We start from the raw sequence: 26,545 nt of genomic DNA on the forward strand, positions 1-26,545 counted from the left end.
ACGCTCCTATTTGCTCTTTCTGGCGCGGTGCGCCTTGGACGCTTCTACGGCTTTCTGGGCCGCTTCGAGCAGCGTTTCGGCCGCGATGATCGGCAGCCCGCTCTCGCGAATGATGCGGCGCCCCTCTTCGACATTGGTGCCCGCGAGCCGCACGACGAGCGGCACGCGCAGGTTCTTCGCGGCTTGCACGACGCCCTCGGCCACCCAGTCGCAGCGGTTGATGCCCGCAAAGATGTTGACGAGAATGGCCGAGACGTTGGTATCGGAAAGCACCAGCCGGAAGGCCGCGGCAACCCGCTCGGGCGATGCGCCGCCCCCCACGTCGAGGAAGTTCGCGGGCTCGCCGCCGGCGTACTTGATGGTGTCCATGGTGGCCATCGCGAGACCGGCGCCGTTGATGATGCAGCCGATGTCGCCGTCGAGGCCCACATAGTTCAGCCCGAACTGCGCCGCCTCCGATTCGCGCGGGTCTTCCTGCGAGGCGTCGCGCATCTCCGAGACATGCGGGTGCCGGAACAGGCCGTTGTCGTCGAAGGTGACCTTGGCGTCGAGCGCGAGCACGCGGTCGTCGGCGGTGACGACGAGCGGGTTGATCTCCACCATCGTTGCGTCGAGGTCGCGAAACGCGCGGTAGGCGCCCATGATCGCGGCCACGGCGCGGCTCACCTGTTTGATGTTCAGGCCGAGGCCGAAGGCCAGCTCGCGCGCCTGGAACGGCTGCAGGCCCACGGCCGGTTCGGCGATTACTTGCAGGATGGCTTCGGGATTCGTGCGCGCGACTTCTTCGATATCCATTCCGCCCTGTGCGGAGACGATCACGCGCACGCGCTCGGCCTTGCGGTCGAGCACGATGCCCAGATAGATCTCGCGCTCGAACTTCTCGGCCACTTCGATATAGACGCGCTCGACGACCTTGCCTTCAGGGCCGGTTTGCGTGGTGGCAAGACGCTTGCCGAACAGCGCGGTGGCCGCCGAGTGCACGTCGTGATAGGTCTCGCAAAGCTTGATGCCGCCGGCCTTGCCGCGTGCGCCCGAGTGGATCTGCGCCTTGACGGCCCAGTGCCAGCCGCCGAGCTCGGTGGCGCAATAGACGGCCTGGTCCGGCGTATAGGCGACGAGCCCGCGCTGGATCGGCACGCCGAAGCCGGACAGCAGTTCCTTCGCCTGATATTCGTGGATGTCCATGATGGTGTTCCGTGCGAATGAGAAAAGCGGTATGAAATTGAAAACGCCGCCCGATGCTCAGGCGACCAGATGTTGCGGTTCGCCGCTCACGTAAGCCTCGATGTTGTCGATCAGCTGGTCGGCGAGATACTGCATGGCGCCGTCCGATGCCCAGGCCACATGCGGCGTGAGGATGAAATTCGGCAGATCGAGTTCGAGCAGGGGATTGCCCGCCTTGGGCGGCTCGCCGGTCAGGACGTCGAAGCCCGCCCCCGCGATCAGCCCTTCGCGCAGGGCCGTCGCGAGCGATTGCTCGCAGACGAGCCCGCCGCGCGCCGTATTGATGAGCAACGCGCTGCGCTTCATCGTCTGCAACTGCTCGAGCGCGATCATGTTGCGGGTTTCGGGACGCAGCGGCGTATGCAGCGAGACGATGTCCGACTCGCGCAGCAACTGCTCGAGCGGCATGAAGGCGACGTCGCGCGGCTTGGTCCTGGTCGACGCATGCTCGGCGAACACCACGTGCATGCCGAAGCCGCGCGCGATGGCTGCGGTGCCGCGGCCGAGCGAGCCGTCACCGATGATGCCGAGCGTCGCGCCGTGCAGGTCGCGAATCGGATGGTCGAAGAAGCAGAATTGATTCGACGCCTGCCAGCGGCCGCGCCGCACGTCGTCGCGATACGCGAGCAAATTGCGGCGCAGCGCGAGGATCAACGCGAAGGTATGCTCCGGCACCGTGTGAGTGGCGTAATTGCGGATATTGGCCACGGCAATGCCGTGCGCGCGGCAATACGCCGTGTCGATCACGTCGTAGCCCGTGGCCGCCACCGCGATCAGCTTGAGACGCGGCAGCTTCGCCAGCGTGTCGGCACGCAGCGGCACCTTGTTGGTGATCGCAATGGTGGCCCCTTCGAGACGCTGGGCCACCTCGTGCGGCGCACTCACGTCGTACTGCGTCCAGCGGTGATCGAAGGCGGGACGCCGTACATCGGCCTTCAACGTGGAGCGATCGAGAAAGACGATTTCATGACGCATGATTTCGGTATCCTGCCTTTTTTCGTGAGGCGTTGAGAGCGCGGGATGCGGTTATGGCCCGCGGCGAACAGGGCTCAGGCGGCGGCCACGCGGCGCAGCGGCTCGACTTGATCCGCGGGTTGCGTGTTCTGCGTGTGTTGCGTTTGCGCCTTGCGCGGGTCGTGCGTGCGCCAGTACTGCGTGGCCGCGCCGGTGCCGCTGCCGGGGCGCACGTCGATACCCACGTCGAGCATCGCCATTTCCGCGCCCGCAATGGCGCTCGTGAGCATCAACTCGTTCAGGTCGCCGAGGTGGCCGATGCGGAACACCTTGCCCGCGACCTTCGAGAGGCCGGCGCCCAGCGCAAGGTTGTAGCGCCGGAAGGCCGTGTCGATCACGTTGGCCGCATTGAAGCCCTGCGGAACGACGATGGCACTGACCGTATCCGAATACCACTTCGGCGCCTTGGCGCACAATTCGAGCCCCCAGCCTTCGGTCACGGCCGCGCGCACGCCCTGGGCGAGGTAATGATGGCGCGCGAACACGTTATCGAGTCCTTCCTGGAAGATCAGGTCGAGCGCAGCGCGCAGGCCGTAGAGCAGGGACAGGGCCGGCGTGTACGGGAAGTAGCCGGTTGCGTTGGCCTTGATCATGTCGCCGAGATCGAAGTAGCAGCGTTTTGACTTCGCATGCTCCATCGCCTTGAGCGCCTTCGGGCTCACGCACAGAATGCCCAGGCCCGCCGGCAGCATGAGGCCCTTTTGCGAGCCGGTCACGGCCAGGTCGACGCGCCAGTCGTCCATGCGGAAGTCGATGCAGCCGATCGAACTCACGCCGTCGACGAACAGCAGCGCGGGGTGATGGGCATTGTCCATCGCGTGGCGCAGTGCGCCAATGTCGCTCGTGACGCCCGTGGCGGTCTCGTTGTGGCAGGCGAGAATGCCCTTGATCTGATGCTTCTTGTCGGCCTTGAGCACCTCTTCGATGCGCTCGACGGGCACGCCCTCGCCCCAGTCGACGTCGACGATCTCGACTTCGAAGCCCAGCCGCTGCGCCATGTCGGCCCACAGATGGCTGAACTGCCCGAAGCGCGCGACGAGCACACGGTCGCCGGGCGAGAGCGTGTTGGTCAGCGCGGCCTCCCAGGCGCCCGTGCCCGAGGACGGAAAGATGAACGGTTGGCCGCTCGTGGTCTTGTAGAGGCGCTTGAGGTCGCTCAGCACGCCGTTCGCGAGCTCGGGAAAGCGCGTCGAGCGGTGGTCCTCCATCGACACGACCATCGCGCGCAGCACGGCGTCGGGAATGTTGGTGGGGCCGGGCACGGCGAGAATGTTGCGACCCGGGATACGCGTTCCAGTGGTATTCGACATGTCTGCACTCCTGAGTGACGGGATGAGGGCCTTAGGTAGGTACGTAGGTACGAAGCTATGAAACGTCCGCTCGGGCGGTTGAATCAGACGGCGGGCCGTTGGGCCGTGGCGCTGTGCAGTTGCGCGGGCGCGTCGCCGTAGACCGGGAAGCGCGTCGTGAGCGCGTGCACGGCGTCGGCCACGCGGCGGATCACGAGATCGTTCGCGGGCGCTTCGAGCACGTCGGCGATCAGATTCGCGAGATGCCGCGCTTCGGTTTCGCCAAAGCCGCGCGTGGTCATCGCGGGCGAGCCCACGCGGATGCCGCTCGTGACGAAAGGCTTTTGCGGGTCATTCGGAATGGCATTCTTGTTGACCGTGATGCCCGCCTTGCCGAGCGCCGCTTCGGCATCCTTGCCGGTGATGCTTTTTGCGCGCAGGTCGACGAGAAAGAGGTGCGATTCCGTGCGCCCCGAAACGATGCGCAGCCCGCGCTCCTGAAGCGTCTCGGCCATGGCGCGCGCATTGATCATGACCTGGCGCTGGTAGTGCTTGAACGCGTCGCTCATCGCCTCGCGGAACGCGACCGCCTTGGCCGCGATCACGTGCATGAGGGGGCCGCCCTGGATGCCGGGGAAGATCGTGGAGTTGAGCGCCTTCTCGTGCTCGGCACTCGAGAGGATCAGGCCGCCGCGCGGGCCGCGCAGCGTCTTGTGCGTGGTCGAGGTGACGAAGTCGGCAATGCCCACCGGGCTCGGGTAGAGGCCCGCCGCAATCAGTCCCGCGTAGTGTGCCATGTCGACGAAGAGCCACGCGCCCACGCTGTCGGCAATCTTGCGAAAGCGTTGCCAGTCGATCGTGAGCGCATAAGCCGAGGCGCCCGCGACGATCATGCGCGGCTTGTGCTCGTGCGCGAGGCGCTCGACTTCGTCGTAGTCGATTGCTTCGGTATCCGGATGGAGTCCGTAGGCCACGGCGTTGAAGAGCTTGCCGCTCACGTTCACCGACGCGCCGTGCGTGAGGTGGCCGCCGTGCGCGAGCGACATGCCGAGGATCGTGTCGCCGGGCTTGAGCACAGAGAGATACACGGCCTGATTCGCCTGCGAGCCCGAATGCGGTTGCACATTCGCATATTCGGCGTTAAAGAGCTTTTTCGCGCGGTCGATGGCGAGCTGCTCGGCGACGTCCACGTGTTCGCAGCCGCCGTAGTAGCGCTTGCCCGGATAGCCCTCGGCATACTTGTTGGTGAGGAGCGAGCCTTGCGCCTCCATCACGGCGGGCGACGTGTAGTTTTCCGATGCAATCAGCTCGATGTGATCTTGCTGTCGCGTGGATTCCGCAACGATGGCCTGACGCAATTCCGGATCGGTTGCTGCGATGGTCTGCTGGAAGCTGAACATGTGGGTCGCCCTGGTGTCGATGGTCGGTGTCGGAAACTTGAGATCGATGGTAGTGGCACCGCGCCAAAAACACTCATTCCGGTTTGTTATCCAACCCATAACCCGGCCTGGAAGCCAATGCCGGCGGGGCTCCGGCACGCGGGAATACCTCGTCGTGGGCATTGCCGCACTGGCCTGCGCTGGTAGAGTGGGGGCATGGGATGGACGCCTTTTTCAGGGATCCAGTGGAGGCCAGGGTCTGTTCACCTTAGAAACAGGCTTGCGCTGGCCGCCAGAAGGGCCGAGCGCGAGGATTGCGACGAAGCGAATACTCGACGTATTCGTGGGGAGTATGACGCGGCGATCGGCCCTTCTGGCGGCCAGCCCCTGACTGGAATTGTTTAATTTGGGGAATGTGCCTTTGCGGCCGCATTGCGACGCCCTCCTTGCACTGCAGCCGCAAAGGCACGTTCGCAAGCCTGTTTCTAAGGTAAACAGACCCTATGGCCTGAAGAGGAAGCGGATGCTTAACCTGACATTGCGGCAACTGCGCGTTTTCGAGGCGGCGGCGCGTCACCTGAGTTTTTCGCGCGCGGCCGAAGAGCTGCATCTGACGCAGCCCGGTGTGTCCGCGCAGCTCAAGCATCTCGAAGAGACCATCGGCATGAAGGTATTCGAGCAGATCGGGCGGCGTATCTTTCTTACCGAGGCGGGCCGCGAGGTCTACAGCCATTCGCGCTCGATTCAGGAGCAACTGTCGATACTCGAGGAGTCGCTCGATCAGTTGCGCGACACCACGCAGGGCAAGATTCGCGTTTCGGCTGTAACGGGTACGGCCGGCCATCTCTCGCTGGCGTGCATTTCGCGCTATACGAAGGCGTTTCCGGGTGTGCGCGTGCGGTTGAAGTTCGGCAATCGCGAGAATGTGCTTGGCGCGCTGGCCGGTAATGAAGCCGATCTGGCGATCATGGGGCAGCCGCCCGAAGGTCAGGGGCTCGTGGCCCAGCCTTTCATGAAGAACCCTCTGGTGGCGATTGCGCCGCCCGATCATTCGCTTGCACGGCAACGTGCGATTCCGCTCGCGGCGCTCGAGGACGAGGTTTTCGTGGTGCGCGAACCGGGCTCAGGCACGCGGCGCGCGATGGAGCGCTTCTTTGCGGAGCATCGCATCCGGTTTCGGCCGGGGTTAGAGGTGAGCAGCAACGAGGCCGTGAAGTGCTGCGTGCACGTTGGCATGGGGCTCGCCGTGGTGCCGCTGCAGACGGTGCTGCCGGAGCTCGAGACGCTGCGCCTGAAAGTGCTGGATGTGGAGCGCTTTCCGATCGTTCGGTATCTGTATATCGTGCATCGCGAGAGCAAGCATCTCTCCGCAGCCGTGGAGGCGTTCAAGCGGACCCTGCTGGGCGAGGCGCAGAAGGTGATGGACGAAGTGTAGGGAGGGGGGCTTAGGTTGCGGGGTGCGTGCGTTTCGTGGCGCACCGCGACCTGGGCTCACGCGGCAATGAACACCTCGCCCCTGCCGTCCACAGAAACATCGCCTGCGAGCCGCCGCGGCGTCCATTTCGCGAGATCCCCGAACGCACCGCCTTCTTTCGCGAGGCTGCGTGTGACGAGACGCCAGAATACGCTGACCTCGGCGTGAATCTCCGCGAACCGATTCGTTGCCGGGACGTTCCGCGCATCGGGCAAGATCAGCGAACCGCGCCGCATGCCGTAAGCGAGATGCTCGCCCACGCTGCCTGCGATGCCGATCGTACCGGCCACCATGCGCGAGGCAGCAAACGCACCGGCATCGCCGAACACGAGCGCCGTGCCGCGCCGCATGCGGTCGCCAAAGCGCTCGCCGGCGTGACCACGCACGATAAGCGTGCCGCCGCGCATCCCGTCCATGCTGCCCGGCAACGCCGCCGCCGCGAAATCGCCGGTATTGCCGCCAATCTCGATGCGCCCGCCCGCCATCTCGCAGGCCGCGAAAGAGCCGCTGCTGCCGCGCACGGTGAGCGCGCCGGCACTCATCTGCGCGCCCGCGAGATCGCCCACGTCGCCGTGCACGACAATCGCGCCGCCATCCATCGCGCAGCCCACGCGATCGTAGCGCCGCAAGTCGCCCTCGAAGGCGATGCAAGGTTCTGCGTCGGGCGTCGTGTGCATACGCACATCGAAGAGGTCCGCGAGCGCGATGCGCTCGGTGCCGTGCCACAGCGGCAGGCGCGCGACTTCGCTGTCGCTCAGGGGGGCGAGTGCGGCGGGCAGGAGCGAGCGCGCGTCGATGCGCAGCGCGGGCGCCGTCTTCACGCGCAGCGTGATGCGCTTCATGGGGTTTCTCCGTTACCGCACAGACGATGCAGATGAAAGTGGAACGGGCCGAGCTTGCCGCCATAGTTTCCCGCGCTAATGCGCGTGACGCCGGCTTGTGCGCCCCGCGCGGTCACGGCTTCGATACCGGCGCGCATCGCATTCGCGACGTCAGCTTCGCTGAGTCCGTCGACGACGATCTCCAGCACGCAGCGTGTCTCGTCGGTCAATGCCGTGCGCGGGGCGAGGCCCGCGAGCGTGGGACAAAACGCGTCGTTGGTCGAGGCGGGCAGCGCGGCGTATTTCGAGCCGACCTTCGAGCCCGAGCGCACCACGCCGCCGGGAAACGGCATGATGATGCCGGGCACGCGCCGCATCGCTTCCACGGCCGCTTCCGCGCCGGCGAGCGCGGCGTCGGGGTCGCGCGCGAGCAGCAGCAGGTTGCCGCCGCCTACGCCCTTGATCACGCAGGTCGTTTCCTGCGCAACGAACTCGCCGTCCATCACGGGCACGCGCCAGTAGCGCACGCCGTCGATCAGCTTCGAGATTTGCCAGCCGTCGCCGAAAAAGCGCAGGTTCTTGCCGAGCGCGATGGCTTCGCCTTCGATAATGCCCGCATAGACGGCCGTGGTCGGGCAGGTCAGCACGCACTGGCCCACGCGCCGCTCGACCTGCTTGGCCAGTTCCTTGCCCGACATCGAGAAGAGCAGGACCGCGACGCCAGGCCTGCCGTCGGGCGACGCGTCCGGCTCGATCTCGCGTTCGATGGCAGCCTCGCAGCCGCAGGCGATCACCGAGGTCGCAAAGCCGGTCGCAGCCACGGCTGCGTGGCGCGCCCAGGTGCGGTTGCGCGCGGTGATCACGAGCCGGGTGGCCTTCATCGGAAAGGCTTCGGCGAAGGTGTCGTCGATGGTGACGCCGTTGATGGTGAGCGGCGGATGCTCCGCAATGCTCGCGCTTGCGCTCATGTCGGCTGTTCCCCTGTGCTGTTGCCGTGTGCGACGCAGGCCGCGGGCAGGAGCCGCCCGCCGTTGCAGCACGAGCAGAGCTCGTCGCGGCTGATGGCGGCGTGACGAAAGTTGTACGCGAGGTGGCGTTCGCCGTATTCGTCGAGCGTGCGCTCGATCGAACGGTCGAACTCCGGCGCGACGAAATGCGTGCCGCCCACGGGTGTTGCCACGATGCGCCCGTTGCGCGCGACCAGCTCGCCATCCTTGAACACATATTCCGGTGTGCTGAACATGGCTTCGCGGTTGGCGTCGTCGCGATACACGGCGATGTCGGCGGCGGCACCCACGCTCAGGCGGCCACGGTCGCGCAGCCCGAGCAGCCGCGCGGGCGCGGCGCGCGTGAGAATCGCGATTTCCTCGAAACTCAGTTCGCGCGTCATGCTCGCGAGCGCCGATTGCTGCGCGACCTCGGGATGCAGCTTCGCAAGCTGCTCGTCGCGGAACGATTTGTCCATCAGCAGCCGGATCAGGTGAGGGTAGCTCGTGAATGGCCCGCCGTTCGGGTGATCGGTCGTGAGCGTGATCTGCCAGGGGTTCTTCACCATCAGGAACAGTTCGAGGCCAATCGTCCATTGCAGCGCATTGACGTAGCTTTGCTCGCGATAGCGGAACGGCACGACCCCGCAGCCCGCATCGCATTCGATGTCGCCCGCGATCCATTTGCGCGGCGAGGCGAACTCGGCCTGCTTGACCTGTTTCATGATGTCGCCGGAAGCGGTGACGGTCTGTCCGAACATGATCTGGCCTACGTCGATCGAGATGTTCGGATGGGCGTTGACGGCCTCGGCAATGCGTTCTGCCGCCGAGGAGAATTTGCGCGGGCCTTCAGTGCCGTAGCTATGGAACTGGATATGCGTGAGGTGGCCCGGCAGCCCTTCGAGCGCGTCGATCGTCGCGAGCGTGGAGTCGACGTTGCCTGGCACACCCAGGTTGCTCGCATGAATGTGCAGCGGATGCGGCACGCCCAGCTCGGTGAGTGCGCGCGCGAGCGCATGCAGCACCTGGCGCGGCGTGATTGCGTAGTGCGCGTGCGTCTCGTCCACATTCAGGCTGCGCTGGTTGAACTTGAAGGCCGAAATCCCGCCCGGGTTCACGACCTTCACGCCCAGAGCCTTCGTGGCGTTGATGGACCAGCCGACGTAATCGCGCAGGCGCTCGAAATCCTCGCCTTGCGCAAGCATGCGCAGGAATAGCTCGTCGTTGCCGAGCATCACGTAGGCGCCGTGATCGATGATCGGCGTATCGCCCATCTCCAGATGCGTGTGGCGCGCATTAGAGGCGATCATCGCGGGTTCGAATGCCGCGGTGTAGCCCATCTCGGCGTAACGGTAGCCCGTCGCGAGCGTGCCGGGCGTGCAGACGCCGCACGAGGCCAGCTCCAGTTCGTTTTCGGCCTGCTCGCGTTGCATCCGGATCCGGTGATCCTCGGGCATCAGCATCCGCGCGAGGTTCACCTTGCCGCCGCCGATATGCGAATGCATGTCGATGCCGCCTGCCATCACCGTCATGCCGGTGACGTCGTATTCCCGGTCCACGGCTTCCTCGTCGCCCAGATGAACGATGCGGCCGTCGCGCACGCAGAGGTCGGCAATCTGGCCCTCGATGCGGCTTGCCGGGTCGAACACGCGGCCGCCGCGCAGACGAAACGTGCTCATGCTGCGTTCTCCTTGCACGATGCGAGCTTTGCGTCCAACTGTGCCGCGAATGCGGCCACCGTCGGCAGCGTGTCTGCGTAGATGGGCGTGAGCGGCAGCACGACGCCGCCGTCGGCGCGAAACAGATGGCCTGCGGAACCGATGCCCGGCGTGGAGACCGGCACGAACACGGTCGGACCCTCTCGGTCGGCGCAGGCTGCGGCGAGGCCTGGATGGCCGAGCACGATCGTCGGGAGAGGGGTACGCGGCGGCGGCAGGTCCGCGCCGAAGCTCGCGACCCAGACCAGCGCGTCGACGTCGCGATCCGCGAGCAGGCGCGCCGTGTCGTAGCGCTGCGGCGCATGCTCCAGGCCGCTGCGATGCACGCCCGTGCGCAACGGCAAGCCGGAGAGCCAGGTGAGTGCCTGGTTGACGCTCGCGCCGCCGTCGTCGCCGCCGAGCGCAAGGCCGCCCGCGCGCCGCATGCGGTTGAGAGTTTTCAGCAGCCGGTCGAGTCCCTCCACGAGCAGCGCGGCATGAGCGCCCGGCAGGTCAGCAGGAATCCATACCATTGCCGTATAGTCCGCCGCGAGCATGCGCTCCACGAGCGCGGCCAATGCGGGATCGGCGGGGGCGCGCAGGGATTTGCCGGCGAGCAGCGCGTTGAGCATGGCCACGGTGTCGTAGAGGTCGCCCTGCAGCGGTACGGCGAGCGTCTCGACTCCGGCGCGCTGCGTGAGCGCAGCGTCGATCTCGCAACCGAGAAAGACGACGGTGCGCTGTGACGGTCCGACGTCATCCGTCTCGCCACCCGTTTCGCTACCCACCGCGCAACGCGAGAAAAACTCGGGATAGCGCGTCGATGGCGAGGAGCCGATGCAGATAATCAGATCGGCGCGATTGCGGATCTCGGCAAAGGTCGTCGTGAACGCGCCTCGGTCCTGCATGGCCGTCAAGCCGTGCATCAGCGCGCGGCCATGCGCATGGTCGACGATCGCGCCGCAGGCGTTGGCGACGCGATAGAGCGCGCGCGCGCCGGCAACGTCGGTGGCCATGCCGCCGAAGAGCGGCTGGCGCGCGCGGGCGAGCCACTGCGCGGCGGTGTCGAGCGCGGTCTGCGCGTCCACCGGTTGGCCGTTCACGGCGGGTGTCGCCGAGGACGGCGTGCCGCCGAATTGGGCGAGTGCGCGCGCGGCGCGCGGGCAGCTCGTGCCCGCCGGCGTCAGCGTTTCGCCTTGGGCGACGCCGAAGCGGTCGCACAGCAGCGCGCAGAACGGGCAGGTCCAGGGTGGGGTGTCGAGAGTCGCATCCATGCCTGCCGATTTGCAAGGGCTATGCCATGAGCCATATTGCGGCGGCACAGGCGCCAGCTACGCGCCTTGCGAGCCGCCATGCAGGAGGATGGGCGTCTCGCGTCGCCCGCCGGGTGCGCTACGGCGCGTGCCGTGCGCGGTACACAATGCGCACGGGAATTCGCGAGCGCGTCACACACTGTCACGTCAGGCGTACCCACGCCTCAGCCGCGCAAGGGGCGATCTGGCTGGCAATTCGTCGCCGATGCCATTGCCGGTTCATTGCTGATTCAGTGTGACGAGCCGCGAAACCGTGGCGCGGTGGTATGCGCGCGCCACTGGCACGAAACGTGATTGTGGCGATGTGGCAGGCGCCGCGCGCGGGTCGCACATTCAGGATGCAGCGGGAATACGCCGCTCGTGCAAGGCGGAGGCCACTAGCCATGCAGTCGCGCCCGAGGTGGCCGCCGCTTGCAGATCGTCCGCGTGGCGAATGCCGCCCGCGCCGATGATCTGCCGCTGCCCTGCGCGTTCGCTGACCTCGGCGATCGCGTCGAGCGCAGGGCCGTCGAACGAGCCCACGCGCTCGAGCGTCATGACGATCAGGCGTGCGGGCCAGTGAGACGTGTCGGTCCAGCAGCGCGGATCGCCGAGCGGCGCGTCGTGACGGCGGTCGAGCGAGAGCAGCGCGTCGGCGGGCAGATGCGTCATTGCGCCGGGCTGCAGCGATTCGCTGCCGAAGACGGGCGTGATGGGCGCATTGCGGGAGGCGCTTGGGGTGCCGCTCGCGATGTCGCTGCGGGTGCCGCATTCGCGCAGTGAGGCAAGCAGTGCGCTGGCCGCATGAGGATCGGCAAAGCCCGCATCGAGCCACAACTCGATGCCGGGCAGCGCACCGGCGAGCCGGACAAGCAGGTCGAGTTGCGGTGCGCCGTGCATGATGCCGTCGAGATCGGCGACATAGAGCACGGAGGCGCCGCAGTAGTCGAGCAGAGCGCGGGCGGCGTCCACAGGATCGCTGCCACTGCAGAGTTGCGATTCGAGGGCGCGATAGCGGCTGCGTTCGCCGCGTATGGCACGCACGGCGGTGCCGCCGAGCACGTCGATAACGGGAATGATTTGCATGGGGGAGCGAGCGATGACGAAGGTGCTGGTCTATGAATATATCAGTGCTGGCGGCGATGAGGCAGCGGCTGCCAGGCCCGAACTGCTCGCGATGGGGCGCGCGATGCGCAATCCGGTGGCGAGCGACCTCGCGCGCATTCCCGGCGTGGAGGTGACCTGCATCTGTGCGGCTGGCGATCCCGCCACTGCGCCGCGCGCGCCCTCGCTGACGTGGCGCGTGCCGCCGCGCGCGCACGACGCCGTTGCGTTCGTGGGTGCACAGGCGCAGCGCCACGACGCGGTCTGGGTCATCGCGCCCGAGACGGACGGCGTGCTGGCCGCGCTGTGCGGGGCGGTGGACGCGTCGCGCTGGATCGGTTGCAATGCCGCCGCGCTCCAGGTGGCGGGCAGCAAGCGCAGGACGGCGCGGCATCTCGCGCAAGCCGGCATTGCAGCCACGCGCGCCTGGTCGGCCGACGCGCCGCTGCGGCCCGGCGCGAGTGCATGGGTCGTGAAGCCCGACGACGGTGCCGGCGCAATCGACACCCATGTCTATCACGACTTTCGCGCGGCCCAGTCTGCGTTCCTCGCGCGCCTCGCGGCGCAGGAGGACGTGACTTTCGAGGAATGGGTGGAGGGCGACGCGCTGAGTCTCTCGCTGCTGTGCACGCGGGGCCGCGCGGAACTGCTGAGCGTCAACTGGCAGCATGTGAACGTCACGCAGGGGCGCCTCGCCTATGAGGGCGTCACGGTGGGCGCCATCGCGCTCGACAGCCTCGTGGGCCGCGCCTGCACGGAGCTGGCCGCGCGGGTCGCGCACGCGCTGCCGGGATTGGCGGGCTTCGTTGGCGTCGATGTGGTCTGGCATCGCGAGCGTGGGCCGGTGATCGTCGAAATCAATCCGCGCGTGACCTGCGCCTATGCGGGGCTGGCGGCGCGGCTTGAGATGAACCTGGCCGCGCGCGTGCTAGCGGCGCACCTCGAAGCTCAGCACGAAGCCCAGCACGACGCGAACGACGGGGTTCGCGGCACGGCACACGACGGCGCCGAACAGGTCTGCCATGTTGCATGACTTCGTGATCGGCTGGGACATCGGGGGTGCGCACGTGAAGGCGGCGCGCGTGGAGCATGGCTGCGTAGTCGAAGTCGTGCAGTGGCCTTGCCCGCTCTGGCAAGGCCTTGCGCAACTGGACGCCGTGCTGGCCCAGGCCGCCGCACGCTGGCCCGATTACCGCGAGGCCGGCCATGCCGTGACGATGACGGGCGAAATGGCCGATCTCTTCGAGCATCGCGAGGCCGGCGTGGCTGCGCTTGCGCAGCGGCTCGCCGCACGTTTGGGCGAGCGCGTGGTTTTCTATGCAGGGGAGGGGCGCTGGTGCGCGCTGGACGAGGTGGCGGCGCACTGGACGCACATCGCTTCGGCCAACTGGCTCGCCACGGCTCAGGTGGTCGCGCGGCGCCTGCCTGATGCAGTGCTGGTGGACATCGGCAGCACCACGACGGACCTGATTCCGGTGCGCGGCGGCCGGGTTGCCGCGCGCGGCACCGACGACGCGGCGCGTTTGCGCACCGGGGAGCTGGTCTATCAGGGCGTCGTGCGCACGCCGCTATGCGCGCTCGCACAGCGCGTCGGCTTTCGCGGCGAGACCTGGAACGTCATGAACGAGCTCTTCGCAACCACTGCCGACGTGTACCGGCTTACCGGCGAGCTCGCCCCCATGCACGATCAGCATCCGGCCGCGGACGGCGCAGGCAAGGACGCCGTGGCTACGCACCGGCGGCTCGCGCGCATGATCGGCCATGATGCGCGAGATGCATCGGAATCCGAATGGATTGCCTTCGCCTGCCAATGGCGCGATCTGCAGCTCGGGTATCTGGCCGCGAATCTCACGCGCATGCTGGGCAAGGTCGGGCCGGCGCGCGGTGCCGTGCGGCTGGTGGCGGCGGGCTGCGGCGCATTTCTGGTCGAGGCGCTCGCGCATTCGTGCGGGTATGAGACGGTGCGCTTCGGCAAGCTCATCGAGGCGCACGGCGGCGCGGCGGGCTGGGCGCAGGTCTGTGCGCCCAGCGCGGCGGTTGCGCTGCTGTTCGCGGAGACTGCCGATGCAGCGCTCGCGTGACGCGGCGGGATCGCCGATGTCGTTGGGGGAGCGCCTATGTGGGTGGTGAAGATCGGCGGGAGCCTGAGCCGCGACCCGTTGCTGCAGACGTGGCTGCGCGAATTGAACGAACTGGGCGGCGGGCGCGTGGTGATCGTGCCGGGCGGCGGCGGCTTCGCGGATCAGGTGCGCGAGCATCAGGCGGTCTGGCGATTCGACGATCTTGCTGCGCACAACATGGCGGTGCTCGCGATGGCGCAGCACGCGTTGATGATGCAGGGCTTGTGCCGCCGCCTCGTGATCGCGGCGACCGAGCCTCAGATCCGCCACGCGCTGCATGAAGGCCGGACCGCCGTGTGGGCGCCATTTGGTCTGCTGCGGCAGGAGGCCGATACGCTCACGAGCTGGGACGTGACGTCGGATTCGCTGGCGGCGTGGCTTGCCAATCGGCTCAACGCCGAGCGTTTGATGATTGTGAAGTCGTGCGAGATCGATTCGCAATGGAGCGCCGCGCAACATGCGGAGAAAGGCGTGCTCGACAAGCGCTTTGCCGAGCTTACCAGGGAGGCTTCTTATCCGTTGGATATCCTTAATAAAAAGGACTGGCCGCGTGTTCGGGAATTGCTGCTCAATGCGGTTACGTCTTGATGGGGGCGATTTCGGCGCAAGATATAGCGCTCGGCGCGTTTCCTTGTATTCGTGTCGATATGCCGGCGTTGCCTGTGCGGGGTGGACCCTTTATTTGCAGCGGCAAAGAAAAGTAGGGGCCGTATTGTTGACCGTCGCAACAGTTATCTGGACAGCCTGGGTTAAGTTGAAGCGTTACGCTCCGTCCATCATCGCCATAGCTTGCCGAATTCCCCATCGAGCCAACATGTGACCTGATTTCAATAGGGGCTTTCACAAGCCTTGGATAATGGCGCGTGGATTGAAGTCCACTGACTTTCTGTTCCCAAGCCGGTCGCATGCGTCGCCGCATCTGTCAACACGACAATATGCGCGAGTGGTTCATCGCTGGTCGCGTCTATTGGACTCGACGATACCGCGTACGGCACTCACACGGTCACTCGAATGAGGTCTGTTGCTTCGACACCGGTCTGTGGTCTAAGCCGCGCGAGCGCGGCATTGTGCGAGCGCACCTACATCCAGGCGACGAACGATTCGTCGACCTGAACCATACCTTTGCCGAAGCGGCGATCAGGTGCCGTAGATGTTCTCGCAGAGCGCCACACTCGCTCCCAGCTTCCGCGATAGATCGGCGGCCGCATCCAGTTGCGGTCGATCTAGCTCGCCTGATGTGTGCGCCGCGTTGAGGCGAGACGCAGGACCGGAAAGCGTCAGCGCCGCCATGAACTTGTCGCCAGCGCCAAAGATCGGTACGGCGAACGCCGCTGTGTGCACGTCGCGCGCGCCCGCGGTGAAGATCGGCAGTGCGGGCGACTTGTCGTAGATCGGTTCGCCGAGTCCCCAGAAACGGATCACCTGGCTGATGGCCGTGTCGTCGAGCGGCAGCGTCGTCCCCGCGAGCCGCGTTTCACGCAGACCTTCGGACGGCTCGGCCCGAAACAGGCAAAGCCGCTGCCCGTTGTCGTGAACGTAGTACGATGCGCTTTCTTTCGTCAGCGCCGCCAGCGCATGCAGCGCCGGTTCGACCACCGTAGACAGATGGAAGGACTGCTCGTACAGCTTGCCCAGGTACAGCACGCGATGTCCGAGCGAGTAATTGCCCGATTGCGCGCGCACCACATAGCCCATTCGCTCCAGCGAGTTCATCAGTCGATAGACCGTCGTCTTGTGCATGCCGGATGTTTGCGCAAGCATCGCGAGCGACTGTGACTCGGCCCCCGGTTTGAAGCAGTCCAGTAGCGAAAGCGCTTTCTCGACCGCGATGACTCCGTCGTTTCCCATTCCTGCCTCCCGTCATTCGTTGCTCCTGAATTGTACACAGTAAAACGGCGATTTACACCGTAAAAGGGTAAACGCTAGTGGTTCTGTACGCCGTCGCTGGCTATAGTGATTTCGCACAGTACACCATCATTGTACAGAGTACAACTCACGAACTGAGGTGAAACCCATGAGCACTACGTCCGCAGGTACTTCCGCCATTAATCGCCATATCGAACGCGTCTCGCCGGAACTCGTCGAGGCTGCCGCCCGGTATCAGGCCGCCATCCTCGCCGACGTCGCTGGCCGTCGCGGCACGCTGCATGGCCGGGTCAAGCCGCTGTCGCCGACGATGAAAGTCGCGGGCCCGGCCGTCACCGTCGAAGTGCGTCCCGGCGACAACCTCGCCATCCACGCCGCGCTTTCCATCGCGAAGCCGGGTGACGTGATCGTCGTCGACGGCAAGGGCGATCTGTCCTGCGCGCTGATCGGCGAAATCATGGCGACGCAGGCAAAGGCAAGCGGCATCGCGGGCGTCATCATCGACGGCGCGGTGCGCGACGCGCACGAACTTGCCAGCGGCGACTACCCGATCTTCGCGGCCGGCCTGAATCCCTGCGGTCCGACCAAAAGCGTCGCGGGCCTCGTGAATGCGCCGATCTCGGCTGGCGACACGGCCATCAATCCGGGCGACCTCATCGTCGGCGACGCGGACGGCGTGGTCGTCATTCCGCGCAACGACGTCGCACGCATCATCGAACTCGCGCAGAAAAAGCTCGACATGGAAACGGCGCGCATCGCGGCGATTCACAAGGGCGACGTCCGTCCGGGCTGGATCGAGAAAGAACTGCGTGCTGCGGGCATGCTGGCGGAAGGCGAGGCATTGTGATGCAGACGGCAACGCACAAACCCGTCGTCCTCGTGACGGCGGCCGATCTCGCGCCGCAAGCGCTCGACATGCTGACCCAGTTCGACGTCGTGTTCGCGGGCAAGCAGCCGACGGAAGACGACATCGTCGCGCTGTGTGCGCGACACAAGCCTGTCGCGATCATCGTTCGATACGGCAAGGTCAACGCCCGCATCATGGACGCCGCCGAAAACCTGCAGGTGATCTCGAAGCACGGCAGCGGCATCGACGTGATCGATCAGGCGGCGGCAGCCTCGCGCGGAATCGCGGTGCGTGCGGCTGTCGGCGCCAACGCAGCCGCGGTGGCAGAGCACGCGTGGGCGCTGATTCTCGCGTGCTCCAAGTCGGTGCCGCAACTCGATGCACGCATGCGCGAAGGCCACTGGGACAAGTCCACGCACAAGTCCGTCGAACTGGACGGGCGCACGCTCGGCCTCGTTGGACTGGGCGCGATCGGCCGACGCGTTGCAGCGGTCGGCATCGCGTTCGGCATGAACGTGCTTGCGTTCGACCCGTACGCGAACGAAGCGCCCGCTGGCGTGAAGCTGGTGTCGCTCGACGAGTTGTACACCGCTTCCGACATCGTCTCGCTGCATTGCCCGCTGACAGCGGAAAACCGCCAGATGCTCAATCGCGACACGCTCGCGCGGTTCAAGCGCGGCGCGATTCTCGTCAACACGGCGCGTGGCGGTCTGATCGACGAAGACGCGCTCGCCGAGGCGCTCGCCAGCGGCCAGTTGCGCTCTGCGGGTCTCGACAGCTTCGACGTCGAACCGATGACGAACCCGCATCCGTTCCAGCAGATTTCGAACGCGATCCTGTCGCCGCATATCGGCGGCGTGAGCGATGCCGCGTACGTGAATATGGGCAAGGGCGCCGCCGCCAATGTTCTCGCCGTCGTCGAAGAACACGCCAGCAACATAGCCTGAAGTACGCAAGAGAAGGTCCACCATGTTCTATCTCATCTCGCCCGAAGTACGCACCGCCGAAGTGTTCACGCGTATGCCGGATAAATTCCGCAAAGCCGACGTCCAGACCGATTGGGCGCGCGCCAATCGCGGCGGCCTCGCCACGGACTCGTTTCTCGAAGGCCCAGTGTGGGACCCGGCAGGCTATCTGTTCGTGACCGACATCCCGCATGGCCGCGTCTTCCGGATTTCGCCTTCGGGAGAGTGGGAACTCGTCGTGCAATACGACGGCGAGCCGAACGGGATGAAGCGCTTCGACGATTCGCGTCTGCTCATCACCGACTATCGCAATGGACTGATGCTGCTCGACATCGCGCGTGGCGAAGTGCGTCCGTTTCTCGAGCGGCGTAATTCCGAGCGCTTCAGGGGCGTGAACGATCTCACGTTCGATTCGAGCGGCAACCTCTATTTCACCGATCAGGGGCAAACCGGTCTGCACGATCCGACGGGCCGTGTGTACCGGCTGTCGACGGACGGCAAGTTGGACATGCTGCTCGGCAATTGCCCGAGTCCAAACGGACTCGTGTTGTCGCCCGACGAGAAGGTTCTCTTTGTCGGCATGACGCGCGGCAACTGCGTGTGGCGCGTGCCGCTTCAGGCCGACGGTTCCGTCAGCAAGGTCGGGCAGTTCTTCACGTCCTACGGACCGAGCGGTCCGGACGGGCTGACCATCGACACGCAAGGTCGGCTCTTCGTCGCGAACCCCGGGCTTGGTCGTGCATGGGTGCTGAATCATCGCGCCGAACCCGTCGAAATCCTGACGAGTCCGGAAGGCGCGTCGCTCACCAATCTCTGTTTCGGCGGCGCGGACATGAAGACGCTGTTTATGACCGAGTCCGTTTCGGGAACGGTCCTCAAAGCTGAAATGACGATTGCCGGGCCGCTTCCGAAGCTGGCCAAGCGACGCTAAGCGCGCATCACACATCAATACCTTGCGCCGACAGAAGCGCAATGGAGGAGCAAACATGACCATGTCGCAAACCCTGCGCGCCGACGGCGCCACGCGGCACGCCGAAGCGCCGCCTGTTCCCGCTATCGCGAGCGAGGATTACGCGGCCAGCGAGCGCACGCTCGCGAAGGCGTTCCGTCGGATCCTGCCGTTCATTTTCATCTGCTACGTCATCAGCTATCTCGACCGGACCAATGTCGGGTTCGCCGCGCTGACGATGAACAAGGATCTCGGTCTGACGGCCGAACAGTTCGGCTTCGGCGCAGGACTGTTCTTCGTCGGCTATTTTCTGTTCGAGATTCCGAGCAACCTGATCATGCAGAAGGTCGGGGCGCGCGTGTGGATCGCGCGCATCATGATCACATGGGGTCTCTTTTCGATGGCGACGGCGTTTGTCGTCGGCCCGAAAAGTTTTGCGGCTGCGCGCTTCCTGCTCGGTCTTGCCGAAGCCGGCTTCACGCCCGGCATCTACCTGTATTTCACGCACTGGTTTCCGGGCAAGTGGCGCGCGAAGGTGACGGCTGCGTTCCTCGTTGGCATTCCCGTCGCGAACATGATCGGTTCGCCCGTTTCAGGCGCGCTGCTCGAACTCGGCGGCTTGCACGGGCTGCGTAGCTGGCAGTGGCTGCTGCTGATCGAGGGCGTGCCGGCTGTGATTCTTGGCATCGCCTGTCTGTTCGTGCTTGCCGATCGCCCCGAAAAGGCGAAGTGGCTGAGCGACGAAGAGAAGTCGTCGCTTGCGAAGCGCCTCGCGCTTGAACAGGGCGACATCGGCGCGCGTCACGGCACCAATCTGCGCGATGCGATGACCAACTGGCGCGTGTTTGTGCTCGCGTTCATCAACTTCTGCGGCATCGTCGGGTCGCTCGGCGTCGGTCTGTGGATGCCGCAAATCATCAAGCAGTTCGGCGTCGAGCACGCGGTGGTCGGCTGGCTCACGGCGATTCCGTATGCAATCGGCGCGGTCGTGATGCTCTGGTGGGCGCGCGTCGCGAATCGCTCGCAAAACCGCATTCCGTATGTGGCCGGCGCACTGGTCGTGGCGGCTGTCGCCTTGTGTGCCAGCACCTTCATCGACACGCCCGCGCTCAAGCTGATCGCACTGTGCTTCACGGTGAGCGGCATCCTCGCTTTCCAGGCGACGTACTGGGCCATTCCGTCCGGCTTCCTCACGGGGCGGGCGGCTGCTGGCGGTCTCGCGCTGATCGTGTCGGTCGGCAATCTGGGCGGCTTCGTCGGCCCGTCGATGATCGGCGCGCTCAAGCAGTTCTCGGGCGGTTTCACGGTGCCGCTGCTCGCGGTCTCGGGTGTGCTGCTGCTCGGTGCGCTGACCATCGCCTGGCTCGGCGATCCGGGCGCTGACGCAGGCGAAGCGCCGTCGGCTCACAAGGCTTGATCCACGCATTCAAAACCAATCCATAAACACTTTTGGAGACTCCATGCTGTATAAACAAGCCAGCCACAAGCTCGACACGAACTCCCGCCTGATGCTCGGCGCACTCGTAGCGACAGGTGTCAGTCTGTCGTGCGGCGCCGCGCATGCGCAAAGCAGCGTCACGCTGTACGGCATCGCGGACGTTGGCATCGAGCACATCAACAATACGAGTGCTGGCGGCGTACAAACGCGCGAAGTGTCGGGCAATCTGTCCGGTTCGCGCTGGGGGCTGAAGGGCGTCGAAGATCTCGGCGGCGGCATGAAGGCGATTTTCCAGTTGGAGAACGGCTTCAACATCAATGACGGCACGACCGCGCAATCGACCAAAGGTCTGGGTACGAACGCGACGACGACGGCCCGGCTGTTCGGCCGGCAGGCGTGGGTCGGTCTTTCGTATAAGCGCCAGCAACTGACGTTCGGTCGGCAGAACTCGCTGCTCTACGAACAGGCGGTTGCGTTCGACCCGATGGGCGCTTCGTCGCGCTACTCCGTGCTGTCGCTCGACTACGCAATGGCCGGGCGGATCGACAACTCGGCGAAATACACGGGCGTATTCGGCCCGCTGACGGCGCAAGCGATGTACAGCACGCGCTACGACACGGGTTACGGCGCCGAAGTGCCGGGCGCGCAAATCACGGGGCGCTTCTTTGGTGGCGCGCTGACCTTCGCACAGGGGCCGTTCGCAGCGAGCGTGTCGTACGAGCAGCGTAACAGCAACACAGTCGCGACCAACACGGGCACCGAGCGTCGTGCAACGGCAGCCGCTTCGTATGTAATCGGATCCGTGAAGGGCTTCGCGGGCTACCGCTATCTGCGGGCATCGAGTGCGTTCCTGCCGGTGAACCCGATCGTCGTTGCAAACGGCTCGGAAGCCAGCGCTGCGAACCTCTACTGGGCGGGTGCGCAGTACAACGTGACGCCCGCTTTCATTGTGACGGCCACCGGCTACTACCAGGATGTGCATTCGACGGGGGCTGACCCGTGGCTCGCGGTGCTCAGCGCGGACTATTTCCTGTCAAGGCGCACTGATCTTTACGCAACCGCGGGCTTCGCGCATAACAAGGACAAGTCTGCGCTTGGCGTCAATGGATACGGCACGGTCGCGCCCGGATATAACCAGACGGGCATCACGATTGGCATGCGCCAAAAGTTCTGACGGGAGAGCGTTGTGCAGATAGTCCACGCGCCCCATCTTCCGGTTCGAGAGGACTGGCTTGCATTGCGAGAGGAGCCTGTTCTCGAGCCTGAGCTGCCGATTGTCGATGCCCATCATCATCTTTGGGACCGTCAAACGGGGCGATATCTCGCGGATGAGTTCGGCAAGGATGTGGCAAGCGGGCATCGAGTCATGTCGACCGTCTACGTGCAATGCCGCTCGATGTTGCGCCAGGACGGTCCCGATGCGATGAAACCCGTTGGTGAAGTGGAGTTCGCCAACGGCATCGCTGCGATGTTCGCAAGCAGCGCGTATGGACGGGCGCGCTGCTGCGAGGCGATCGTCGGCGGTGCGGATCTGACGCTGGGCGCGGAACTCAGCGCCGTGCTCGAAGCGATGTTGCAGGCATCCGGCGGCCGCCTGCGCGGCATCCGCAATCCGCTCGCGTGGCACGCGAGTCCCGAAGTGGCTTCGAGTCCCGTGACGCCGCCGCGCGACCTGATGACGAATCCGGCCTTCCGGCGAGGTGTCAGGGCGCTCGGCCGCTTCGGGTTGTCGCTCGACGCATGGGTCTATCACACGCAACTCGACGATCTATATGAACTCGCGCGTGCCGCGGATCACGTCACGGTCGTCATCGATCATTTCGGCGGTCCGCTGGGCGTGGGTCCGCATGCCGGTCAACGCGCGGCTGTGCATGCCGAGTGGAAGCAGAAACTCGTTCGCGTCGCGAGCCTGCCCAACACGCGCATCAAGCTCGGCGGCGCGGGCATGAACGTGTTCGGTTTCGACTTCGCCGCGCGCGAGCTGCCGCCTTCGTCCGAAGAATTGGCCTGTGCGTGGCGGCCGTATTTCGACACCTGCGTCGAACTGTTCGGCGTGAAACGCTGCATGTTCGAAAGCAACTTTCCCGTCGACAAAGGGATGTTCAGTTACGGCGTGCTGTGGAACGCCTTCAAACGACTTGCGTCCGCGATGTCCGCCGATGAAAAATCCGCGCTGTTCAGCCAGACGGCGGCGACGACTTATCGCCTTGCGATTGCCGGAGACAACACATGAAGACGAGCGCAACGGTTGCAGCAACCGAATTCAAGGACGGTGCACAAGCCAAGGGATTGAGGAACATCACGGGCACCGAGTGGCGTTCGCTTTCACTCGCGGGACTCGGCTGGACTTTCGAGAGCTACGACTCGTTTCTGCTGTCGCTTCTCCTGCCGACGCTCGCTCTTCAGTTTGGCCTGAGCAAGGCACAGCTCGGTCTTTTCACGAGCATTACGGCGGCGGGGCAGATCGTCGGCGGGATTCTGTTCGGCTATGTGTCGGACCGGTTAGGGCGCGTGCGTACTGCGTTGCTCTGCGTCGGCATTTATTCGCTGTTCTCGGGGCTGATTGCGTTCGCACCGAACGAACACTGGTTCGCGGCGTTGCGCTTCTTCGGCGCGTTGGGAATGGGCGGCACATGGACGGCGGGCGCCGCGCTCATTGCTGAAACCTGGCACGCGAGCCGACGCGGCAAGGGCGGCGCGCTGATGCAGATGGGTCTGCCCATCGGCGCAATTCTCGCCATCACGATTTCAGGCATCGTCAGCGGCGTGAACGACGGGCTTGGCGGCAACAACTGGCGTCTGCTTTTTCTGATCGGTGCGTTGCCGTTCTTCATCCTCTTCTGGGTCGCGAGAAATACACCTGAATCGCCGATCTGGCTGGAACGCAAGCAGGCGAAGCCGTCGGTACACGACATGCAAGCGGCAAGCGCCGACAAGCTCAATGTGCGTGGACTGCTGACGGCGTTCGGTTTCATCTTCTTTCTGCAATACCTGTACTGGGGCGTCTTCACGTGGACGCCGACGTTTCTCGTCACGGTGAAGCATCTCGACTTCGTGCATAGCCTCAAGTTCGTGCTTGCGCTGCAGTTCGGTGCGATCAGCGGATTCCTGCTGTTTTCGGCTTTCGTCGACAGGCTCGGCCGACGTCCGATGTTCCTTGCCTATCTATTGATCGGGGCGGCCGCCGTGGGCGTGTACATCCTGTCGTCGGACGCGCTGCTGCTGATGGTCGCGATCTTTCTGACCGGCTTCAGCGTGAACGGTATTTTCGCGGGAGCGGGTCCGTTCCTCGCGGAGATCATCGGCAACACGGCGTCGCGCGGATTTCTGATGGGCCTCGCGTATAACGGCGGCCGTCTGGGCGGCTTCATCGCGCCGTTGATCATCGGCGCGCTCGCGTCGACTTCCGGCGGATTCGTGCTCGGACTCGCGACGACCATCGTCGCATTCATCGCCGCCGCCGTCGTCGTGTTCTTCGCGCCCGAAACGCGCGGCAAGGCGTTGTCATGACGATGGCCGCACAAACCGGCTTCGTCAGCAGACTGTTTCCGGCGCTTGCCGAGGCGTCGCTGCGACGCTACCTGAGCGGGCAGGTCGCGTCCGTGCTGGGAAGCTGGACGCAGAACGTCACGCTGAACCTGCTCGTCTATGACCTGTCGGGGTCGGCGGCGATTCTCGCGCTGCTCAATTTTTTGCTGTACGGACCTCAGCTGATCGTCGCGCCGATTGCCGGCTCGCGGATCAGTTCAGCCAATGCGAAACGCGCGACGTTGTGCGTGCTCACGGCGTCGCTGGTATTGACGGCCAGTCTTTTCACGCTGTCGCTGCTCGGCGTGCTCGGCGTGAAGCTGATACTCGCGCATGCGCTCGCCATCGGTGTGTCGAGCGCGGTCGAGACGCCTGCGCGCCAGGTTCTTCTGCTCACGAGTCTCGAAGATCCGGCGCATACGTCGAACGCAGTCGCGATGAACACGATGGTCTACAACGTCGGCCGCATGGTCGGCCCGACGATTGCGGGCTTCGTCTACCCGACGCTCGGACCCAGAACATCGTTTGTGATTTACGCGGTGGCGCTCTGCTTCATGGCGACGTGCGTGCGTTCGATCAGAACGGCCAGGGCGGCGCGGTCCGCGCGCGCGGACGGCAGCCTGCGCGACGCAGTCGGGTATGTGATGTCCGATGCGTTCTCGGCGCGCTATCTGCCGATTCTCGCGTGCATCGGTTTGTTCGCCGGCAGTTACCAGACGCTCGTGCCGCTACTCGCGGACCAGGGCTTTCATGACGCGGCGCGCTTTACGGGCGTGTTCTTCGCGTGCGCCGGCGCGGGTTCGTTGAGCGCGGCGATTCTGCTTTCTTCGGCGATCGGTCCGTTGGCGTCGCGAAGATCCATCGCGTGGGCGCCTTGGACGGCCGTCGGCGCCCTCGCGCTGCTCGCCGCGACATCGGAGGCGGCAGCCACGGTGGCGGCGTTTTACGCACTCGGTTTCAGCCTTACTTTCGCGGCCACGTCGACCAACGCGACCATCCAGCGGCAATGCCCGGAACACGTGCGCGGCGCACTCGTTGGCATGTACGGGATGGCCTACAACGGCACGATGCCGTTCGGCTATCTGCTCGTCGGAACCGCGTCCGAGGCGCTAGGGGTACGACACACGTTCGCAGCCATGGCAGTGGTGCTCGCCAGCGGCGTCATCGCCGTCATTGCATGGCAACGATTCACGAATCAGCGCGCAGGCGCACAATAAACGGAGACGAGGATGCAAACTGGATTCATGGACAAGTCCGCGATCGAGCGCCAGACGATACGAAAGGTCGTCTGGCGACTCATTCCCTTTCTGATGGTGTGCTATTTACTTGCCTTTATCGACCGGGGCAACGTGGGCATGGCGTCGCTGCAGATGAACCACGACCTTGGCATGTCGGCGAAGGTGTTCGGCTTCGGCAGCAGCCTGTTCTTCGTTTCCTACTTCTTTTGCGAGGTGCCCAGCAATCTCGCGCTGCAAAAGTACGGCGCGCGAATCTGGATCGCGCGGATCATGATTACATGGGGCATCGTGTCGGCGGCGACCGCGCTCGTGCATAACGCGACGTCGTTCTATGTCCTGCGCTTTCTGCTCGGCGCCGCCGAAGCGGGCTTTTTCCCCGGCGTGCTGCTGTATCTGTCGTACTGGATTCCGGCGTCGTATCGCGCTCGCATCGTCGCGACATTCATGGTTGCGATTCCCGCCGCGAGTTTCGTCGGCTCGCCGGTTTCGGCGTTGCTCCTGCAGATGGATGGCTTCTGGGGTTTGCGTGGCTGGCACTGGCTGTTCATTCTCGAAGGCATACCGACCGTGCTGCTCGGCGTTACATGTCTGTTCATGCTGACCAACAAGCCGGAGAACGCGAAATGGCTCGACGATGACGAGCGCAGGTGGCTCGTCAACGCGCTCATCAGCGAACACAAGGCGCCGAAGAAGGTGCCGTCGCTGCCGCTCGCGCAACTGTTCCGCAATCGCTATGTGCTGTGTCTCGCGCTCGTCGATACGTGTGCGTCGGCGGCGGGTAGCACGCTGTCCGTGTGGCAGCCGCAACTGCTCAAGTCGTTTGGTTTGTCTGTCATGCAGACAGGCTTGCTGAACTCCGTGCCGTACGCCGTCGCCTCCGTCCTGATGGTCTACTGGGGACGCCGTTCGGACCGGCTGGGCGAACGCCGCTGGCACACCGTCGTGCCAATGCTGCTGATTGGCGTGGGCCTGTTCGCGACGTCGCTGAGCGGCTCACTTCTGCCGACGATCTGCATGCTGTGCGCGGTGCTCGTCGGAGCCTATTCGTTCAAAGGCCCGTTCTGGGCGCTGGCCACCGACATGCTGTCGAACAGCGCCGTGGCAGCGGGGCTCGCGACGGTCAATGCGATCGCGAATCTGCTCGGCGGCGGACTGATGGTGAACGTCTACGGATGGGTGAAAGAGGCCACGGGTAGCTACGCGCTGGCACTCATGCCGCTCGCCGTTCTTACGCTCGTGAGCGTTGCGACATTGTTGCTGCTGACGCGCAATGGATCGGCAAACCGTCTCGCCGGCAAGACGGAGACCATCTGA

The 26,545-nt window shown here is 65.0% G+C and carries 23 protein-coding genes and 1 pseudogene; 14 read left to right on the forward strand and 10 right to left on the reverse strand.

Annotation, left to right across the window (positions count from 1 at the left end; all coding sequences use genetic code 11):
• Window positions 1-6: 6 nt before the first annotated feature.
• From PWP93_RS23550 to glyA, 4 genes are all read right to left on the reverse strand, one after another.
• Complete coding sequence (locus PWP93_RS23550) at window positions 7-1,185, reverse strand: malate--CoA ligase subunit beta (protein ID WP_421046229.1); 1,179 nt, start codon at window positions 1,183-1,185, stop codon at window positions 7-9.
• Between the two features lie 57 nt (window positions 1,186-1,242).
• Window positions 1,243-2,199 (reverse strand): D-2-hydroxyacid dehydrogenase, encoded by a 957-nt coding sequence (locus PWP93_RS23555; protein WP_421027448.1) that lies wholly within the window; start codon window positions 2,197-2,199, stop codon window positions 1,243-1,245.
• 74 nt (window positions 2,200-2,273) lie between these two features.
• Complete coding sequence (locus tag PWP93_RS23560; RefSeq protein ID WP_421046230.1) at window positions 2,274-3,548, reverse strand: aminotransferase class V-fold PLP-dependent enzyme; 1,275 nt, start codon at window positions 3,546-3,548, stop codon at window positions 2,274-2,276.
• A gap of 83 nt (window positions 3,549-3,631) precedes the next feature.
• Complete coding sequence (glyA, locus tag PWP93_RS23565; RefSeq protein ID WP_421046231.1) at window positions 3,632-4,927, reverse strand: serine hydroxymethyltransferase; 1,296 nt, start codon at window positions 4,925-4,927, stop codon at window positions 3,632-3,634.
• A 502-nt stretch (window positions 4,928-5,429) separates the two neighbouring features.
• Between glyA and PWP93_RS23570 the strand changes: the two genes are divergently transcribed.
• Window positions 5,430-6,341 (forward strand): LysR family transcriptional regulator, encoded by a 912-nt coding sequence (locus PWP93_RS23570; RefSeq protein ID WP_421046232.1) that lies wholly within the window; start codon window positions 5,430-5,432, stop codon window positions 6,339-6,341.
• Window positions 6,342-6,397: 56 nt separating this feature from the next.
• Here PWP93_RS23570 and PWP93_RS23575 read toward each other — a convergent pair whose 3' ends face one another.
• The 5 genes from PWP93_RS23575 to PWP93_RS23595 form a co-directional block, all read right to left on the reverse strand.
• Window positions 6,398-7,222, reverse strand: coding sequence for a formylmethanofuran dehydrogenase subunit C (locus PWP93_RS23575; RefSeq protein WP_421046233.1), 825 nt, complete (start codon window positions 7,220-7,222; stop codon window positions 6,398-6,400).
• Window positions 7,219-8,169 (reverse strand): formylmethanofuran--tetrahydromethanopterin N-formyltransferase, encoded by a 951-nt coding sequence (fhcD, locus tag PWP93_RS23580; protein ID WP_421046234.1) that lies wholly within the window; start codon window positions 8,167-8,169, stop codon window positions 7,219-7,221. The genes PWP93_RS23575 and fhcD overlap by 4 nt, the downstream gene beginning before the upstream one ends.
• On the reverse strand, window positions 8,166-9,866 hold the full coding sequence (locus tag PWP93_RS23585) for a formylmethanofuran dehydrogenase subunit A (protein ID WP_421046235.1): 1,701 nt from the start codon (window positions 9,864-9,866) through the stop codon (window positions 8,166-8,168). The genes fhcD and PWP93_RS23585 overlap by 4 nt, the downstream gene beginning before the upstream one ends.
• Window positions 9,863-11,158, reverse strand: coding sequence for a formylmethanofuran dehydrogenase (locus tag PWP93_RS23590; protein WP_421046236.1), 1,296 nt, complete (start codon window positions 11,156-11,158; stop codon window positions 9,863-9,865). Before PWP93_RS23590 ends, PWP93_RS23585 begins: the two co-directional genes overlap by 4 nt.
• A gap of 372 nt (window positions 11,159-11,530) precedes the next feature.
• On the reverse strand, window positions 11,531-12,262 hold the full coding sequence (locus tag PWP93_RS23595) for a HisA/HisF-related TIM barrel protein (RefSeq protein WP_421046237.1): 732 nt from the start codon (window positions 12,260-12,262) through the stop codon (window positions 11,531-11,533).
• A 13-nt stretch (window positions 12,263-12,275) separates the two neighbouring features.
• Here PWP93_RS23595 and PWP93_RS23600 point away from each other — a divergent pair, with 13 nt between their 5' ends.
• The 4 genes and pseudogenes from PWP93_RS23600 to PWP93_RS23615 form a co-directional block, all read left to right on the forward strand.
• A complete protein-coding gene (locus tag PWP93_RS23600) occupies window positions 12,276-13,313 on the forward strand; it encodes an ATP-grasp domain-containing protein (RefSeq protein WP_421046238.1) in 1,038 nt (345 codons plus the stop codon).
• Complete coding sequence (locus tag PWP93_RS23605; RefSeq protein WP_421046239.1) at window positions 13,303-14,361, forward strand: hydantoinase/oxoprolinase family protein; 1,059 nt, start codon at window positions 13,303-13,305, stop codon at window positions 14,359-14,361. The genes PWP93_RS23600 and PWP93_RS23605 overlap by 11 nt, the downstream gene beginning before the upstream one ends.
• A gap of 36 nt (window positions 14,362-14,397) precedes the next feature.
• Entirely contained in the window at window positions 14,398-14,988 is a 591-nt protein-coding gene (locus tag PWP93_RS23610) for an aspartate kinase (protein ID WP_421046240.1), read from the forward strand.
• 262 nt (window positions 14,989-15,250) lie between these two features.
• Window positions 15,251-15,420: pseudogene (locus PWP93_RS23615) on the forward strand (integrase); the annotation flags it as partial.
• Window positions 15,421-15,537: 117 nt separating this feature from the next.
• Here PWP93_RS23615 and PWP93_RS23620 read toward each other — a convergent pair.
• Window positions 15,538-16,248: an IclR family transcriptional regulator gene (locus PWP93_RS23620; RefSeq protein ID WP_421046241.1), complete on the reverse strand. Its 711-nt coding sequence runs from the start codon at window positions 16,246-16,248 to the stop codon at window positions 15,538-15,540.
• 166 nt (window positions 16,249-16,414) lie between these two features.
• On the opposite strand from PWP93_RS23620, the gene PWP93_RS23625 reads away from it, so the two are divergent.
• Genes PWP93_RS23625 through PWP93_RS23665 form a run of 9 tightly spaced genes read left to right on the forward strand, consistent with a single transcriptional unit; the run spans window position 16,415 to window position 26,545 of the window.
• Entirely contained in the window at window positions 16,415-17,113 is a 699-nt protein-coding gene (locus PWP93_RS23625) for an RraA family protein (RefSeq protein WP_421046242.1), read from the forward strand.
• Window positions 17,113-18,060 (forward strand): hydroxyacid dehydrogenase, encoded by a 948-nt coding sequence (locus PWP93_RS23630; protein WP_421046243.1) that lies wholly within the window; start codon window positions 17,113-17,115, stop codon window positions 18,058-18,060. Before PWP93_RS23625 ends, PWP93_RS23630 begins: the two co-directional genes overlap by 1 nt.
• Before the next feature lie 22 nt (window positions 18,061-18,082).
• A complete protein-coding gene (locus PWP93_RS23635; protein WP_421046244.1) occupies window positions 18,083-19,009 on the forward strand; it encodes an SMP-30/gluconolactonase/LRE family protein in 927 nt (308 codons plus the stop codon).
• A gap of 55 nt (window positions 19,010-19,064) precedes the next feature.
• A complete protein-coding gene (locus tag PWP93_RS23640) occupies window positions 19,065-20,444 on the forward strand; it encodes an MFS transporter (protein ID WP_421046245.1) in 1,380 nt (459 codons plus the stop codon).
• A 43-nt stretch (window positions 20,445-20,487) separates the two neighbouring features.
• On the forward strand, window positions 20,488-21,639 hold the full coding sequence (locus PWP93_RS23645) for a porin (protein WP_421046246.1): 1,152 nt from the start codon (window positions 20,488-20,490) through the stop codon (window positions 21,637-21,639).
• A 12-nt stretch (window positions 21,640-21,651) separates the two neighbouring features.
• A complete protein-coding gene (locus tag PWP93_RS23650; RefSeq protein WP_421046247.1) occupies window positions 21,652-22,698 on the forward strand; it encodes an amidohydrolase family protein in 1,047 nt (348 codons plus the stop codon).
• Window positions 22,695-23,975, forward strand: coding sequence for an MFS transporter (locus tag PWP93_RS23655; RefSeq protein ID WP_421046248.1), 1,281 nt, complete (start codon window positions 22,695-22,697; stop codon window positions 23,973-23,975). The genes PWP93_RS23650 and PWP93_RS23655 overlap by 4 nt, the downstream gene beginning before the upstream one ends.
• Complete coding sequence (locus PWP93_RS23660) at window positions 23,972-25,210, forward strand: MFS transporter (RefSeq protein ID WP_421046249.1); 1,239 nt, start codon at window positions 23,972-23,974, stop codon at window positions 25,208-25,210. Before PWP93_RS23655 ends, PWP93_RS23660 begins: the two co-directional genes overlap by 4 nt.
• A gap of 12 nt (window positions 25,211-25,222) precedes the next feature.
• Window positions 25,223-26,545 carry an MFS transporter gene (locus PWP93_RS23665; RefSeq protein ID WP_421046250.1) on the forward strand — a complete coding sequence of 441 codons (1,323 nt, stop codon included), beginning with the start codon at window positions 25,223-25,225 and terminating at the stop codon, window positions 26,543-26,545.

Source organism: Paraburkholderia sp. A1RI-2L, assembly GCF_048957375.1.
Classification (GTDB): Bacteria; Pseudomonadota; Gammaproteobacteria; order Burkholderiales; family Burkholderiaceae; genus Paraburkholderia.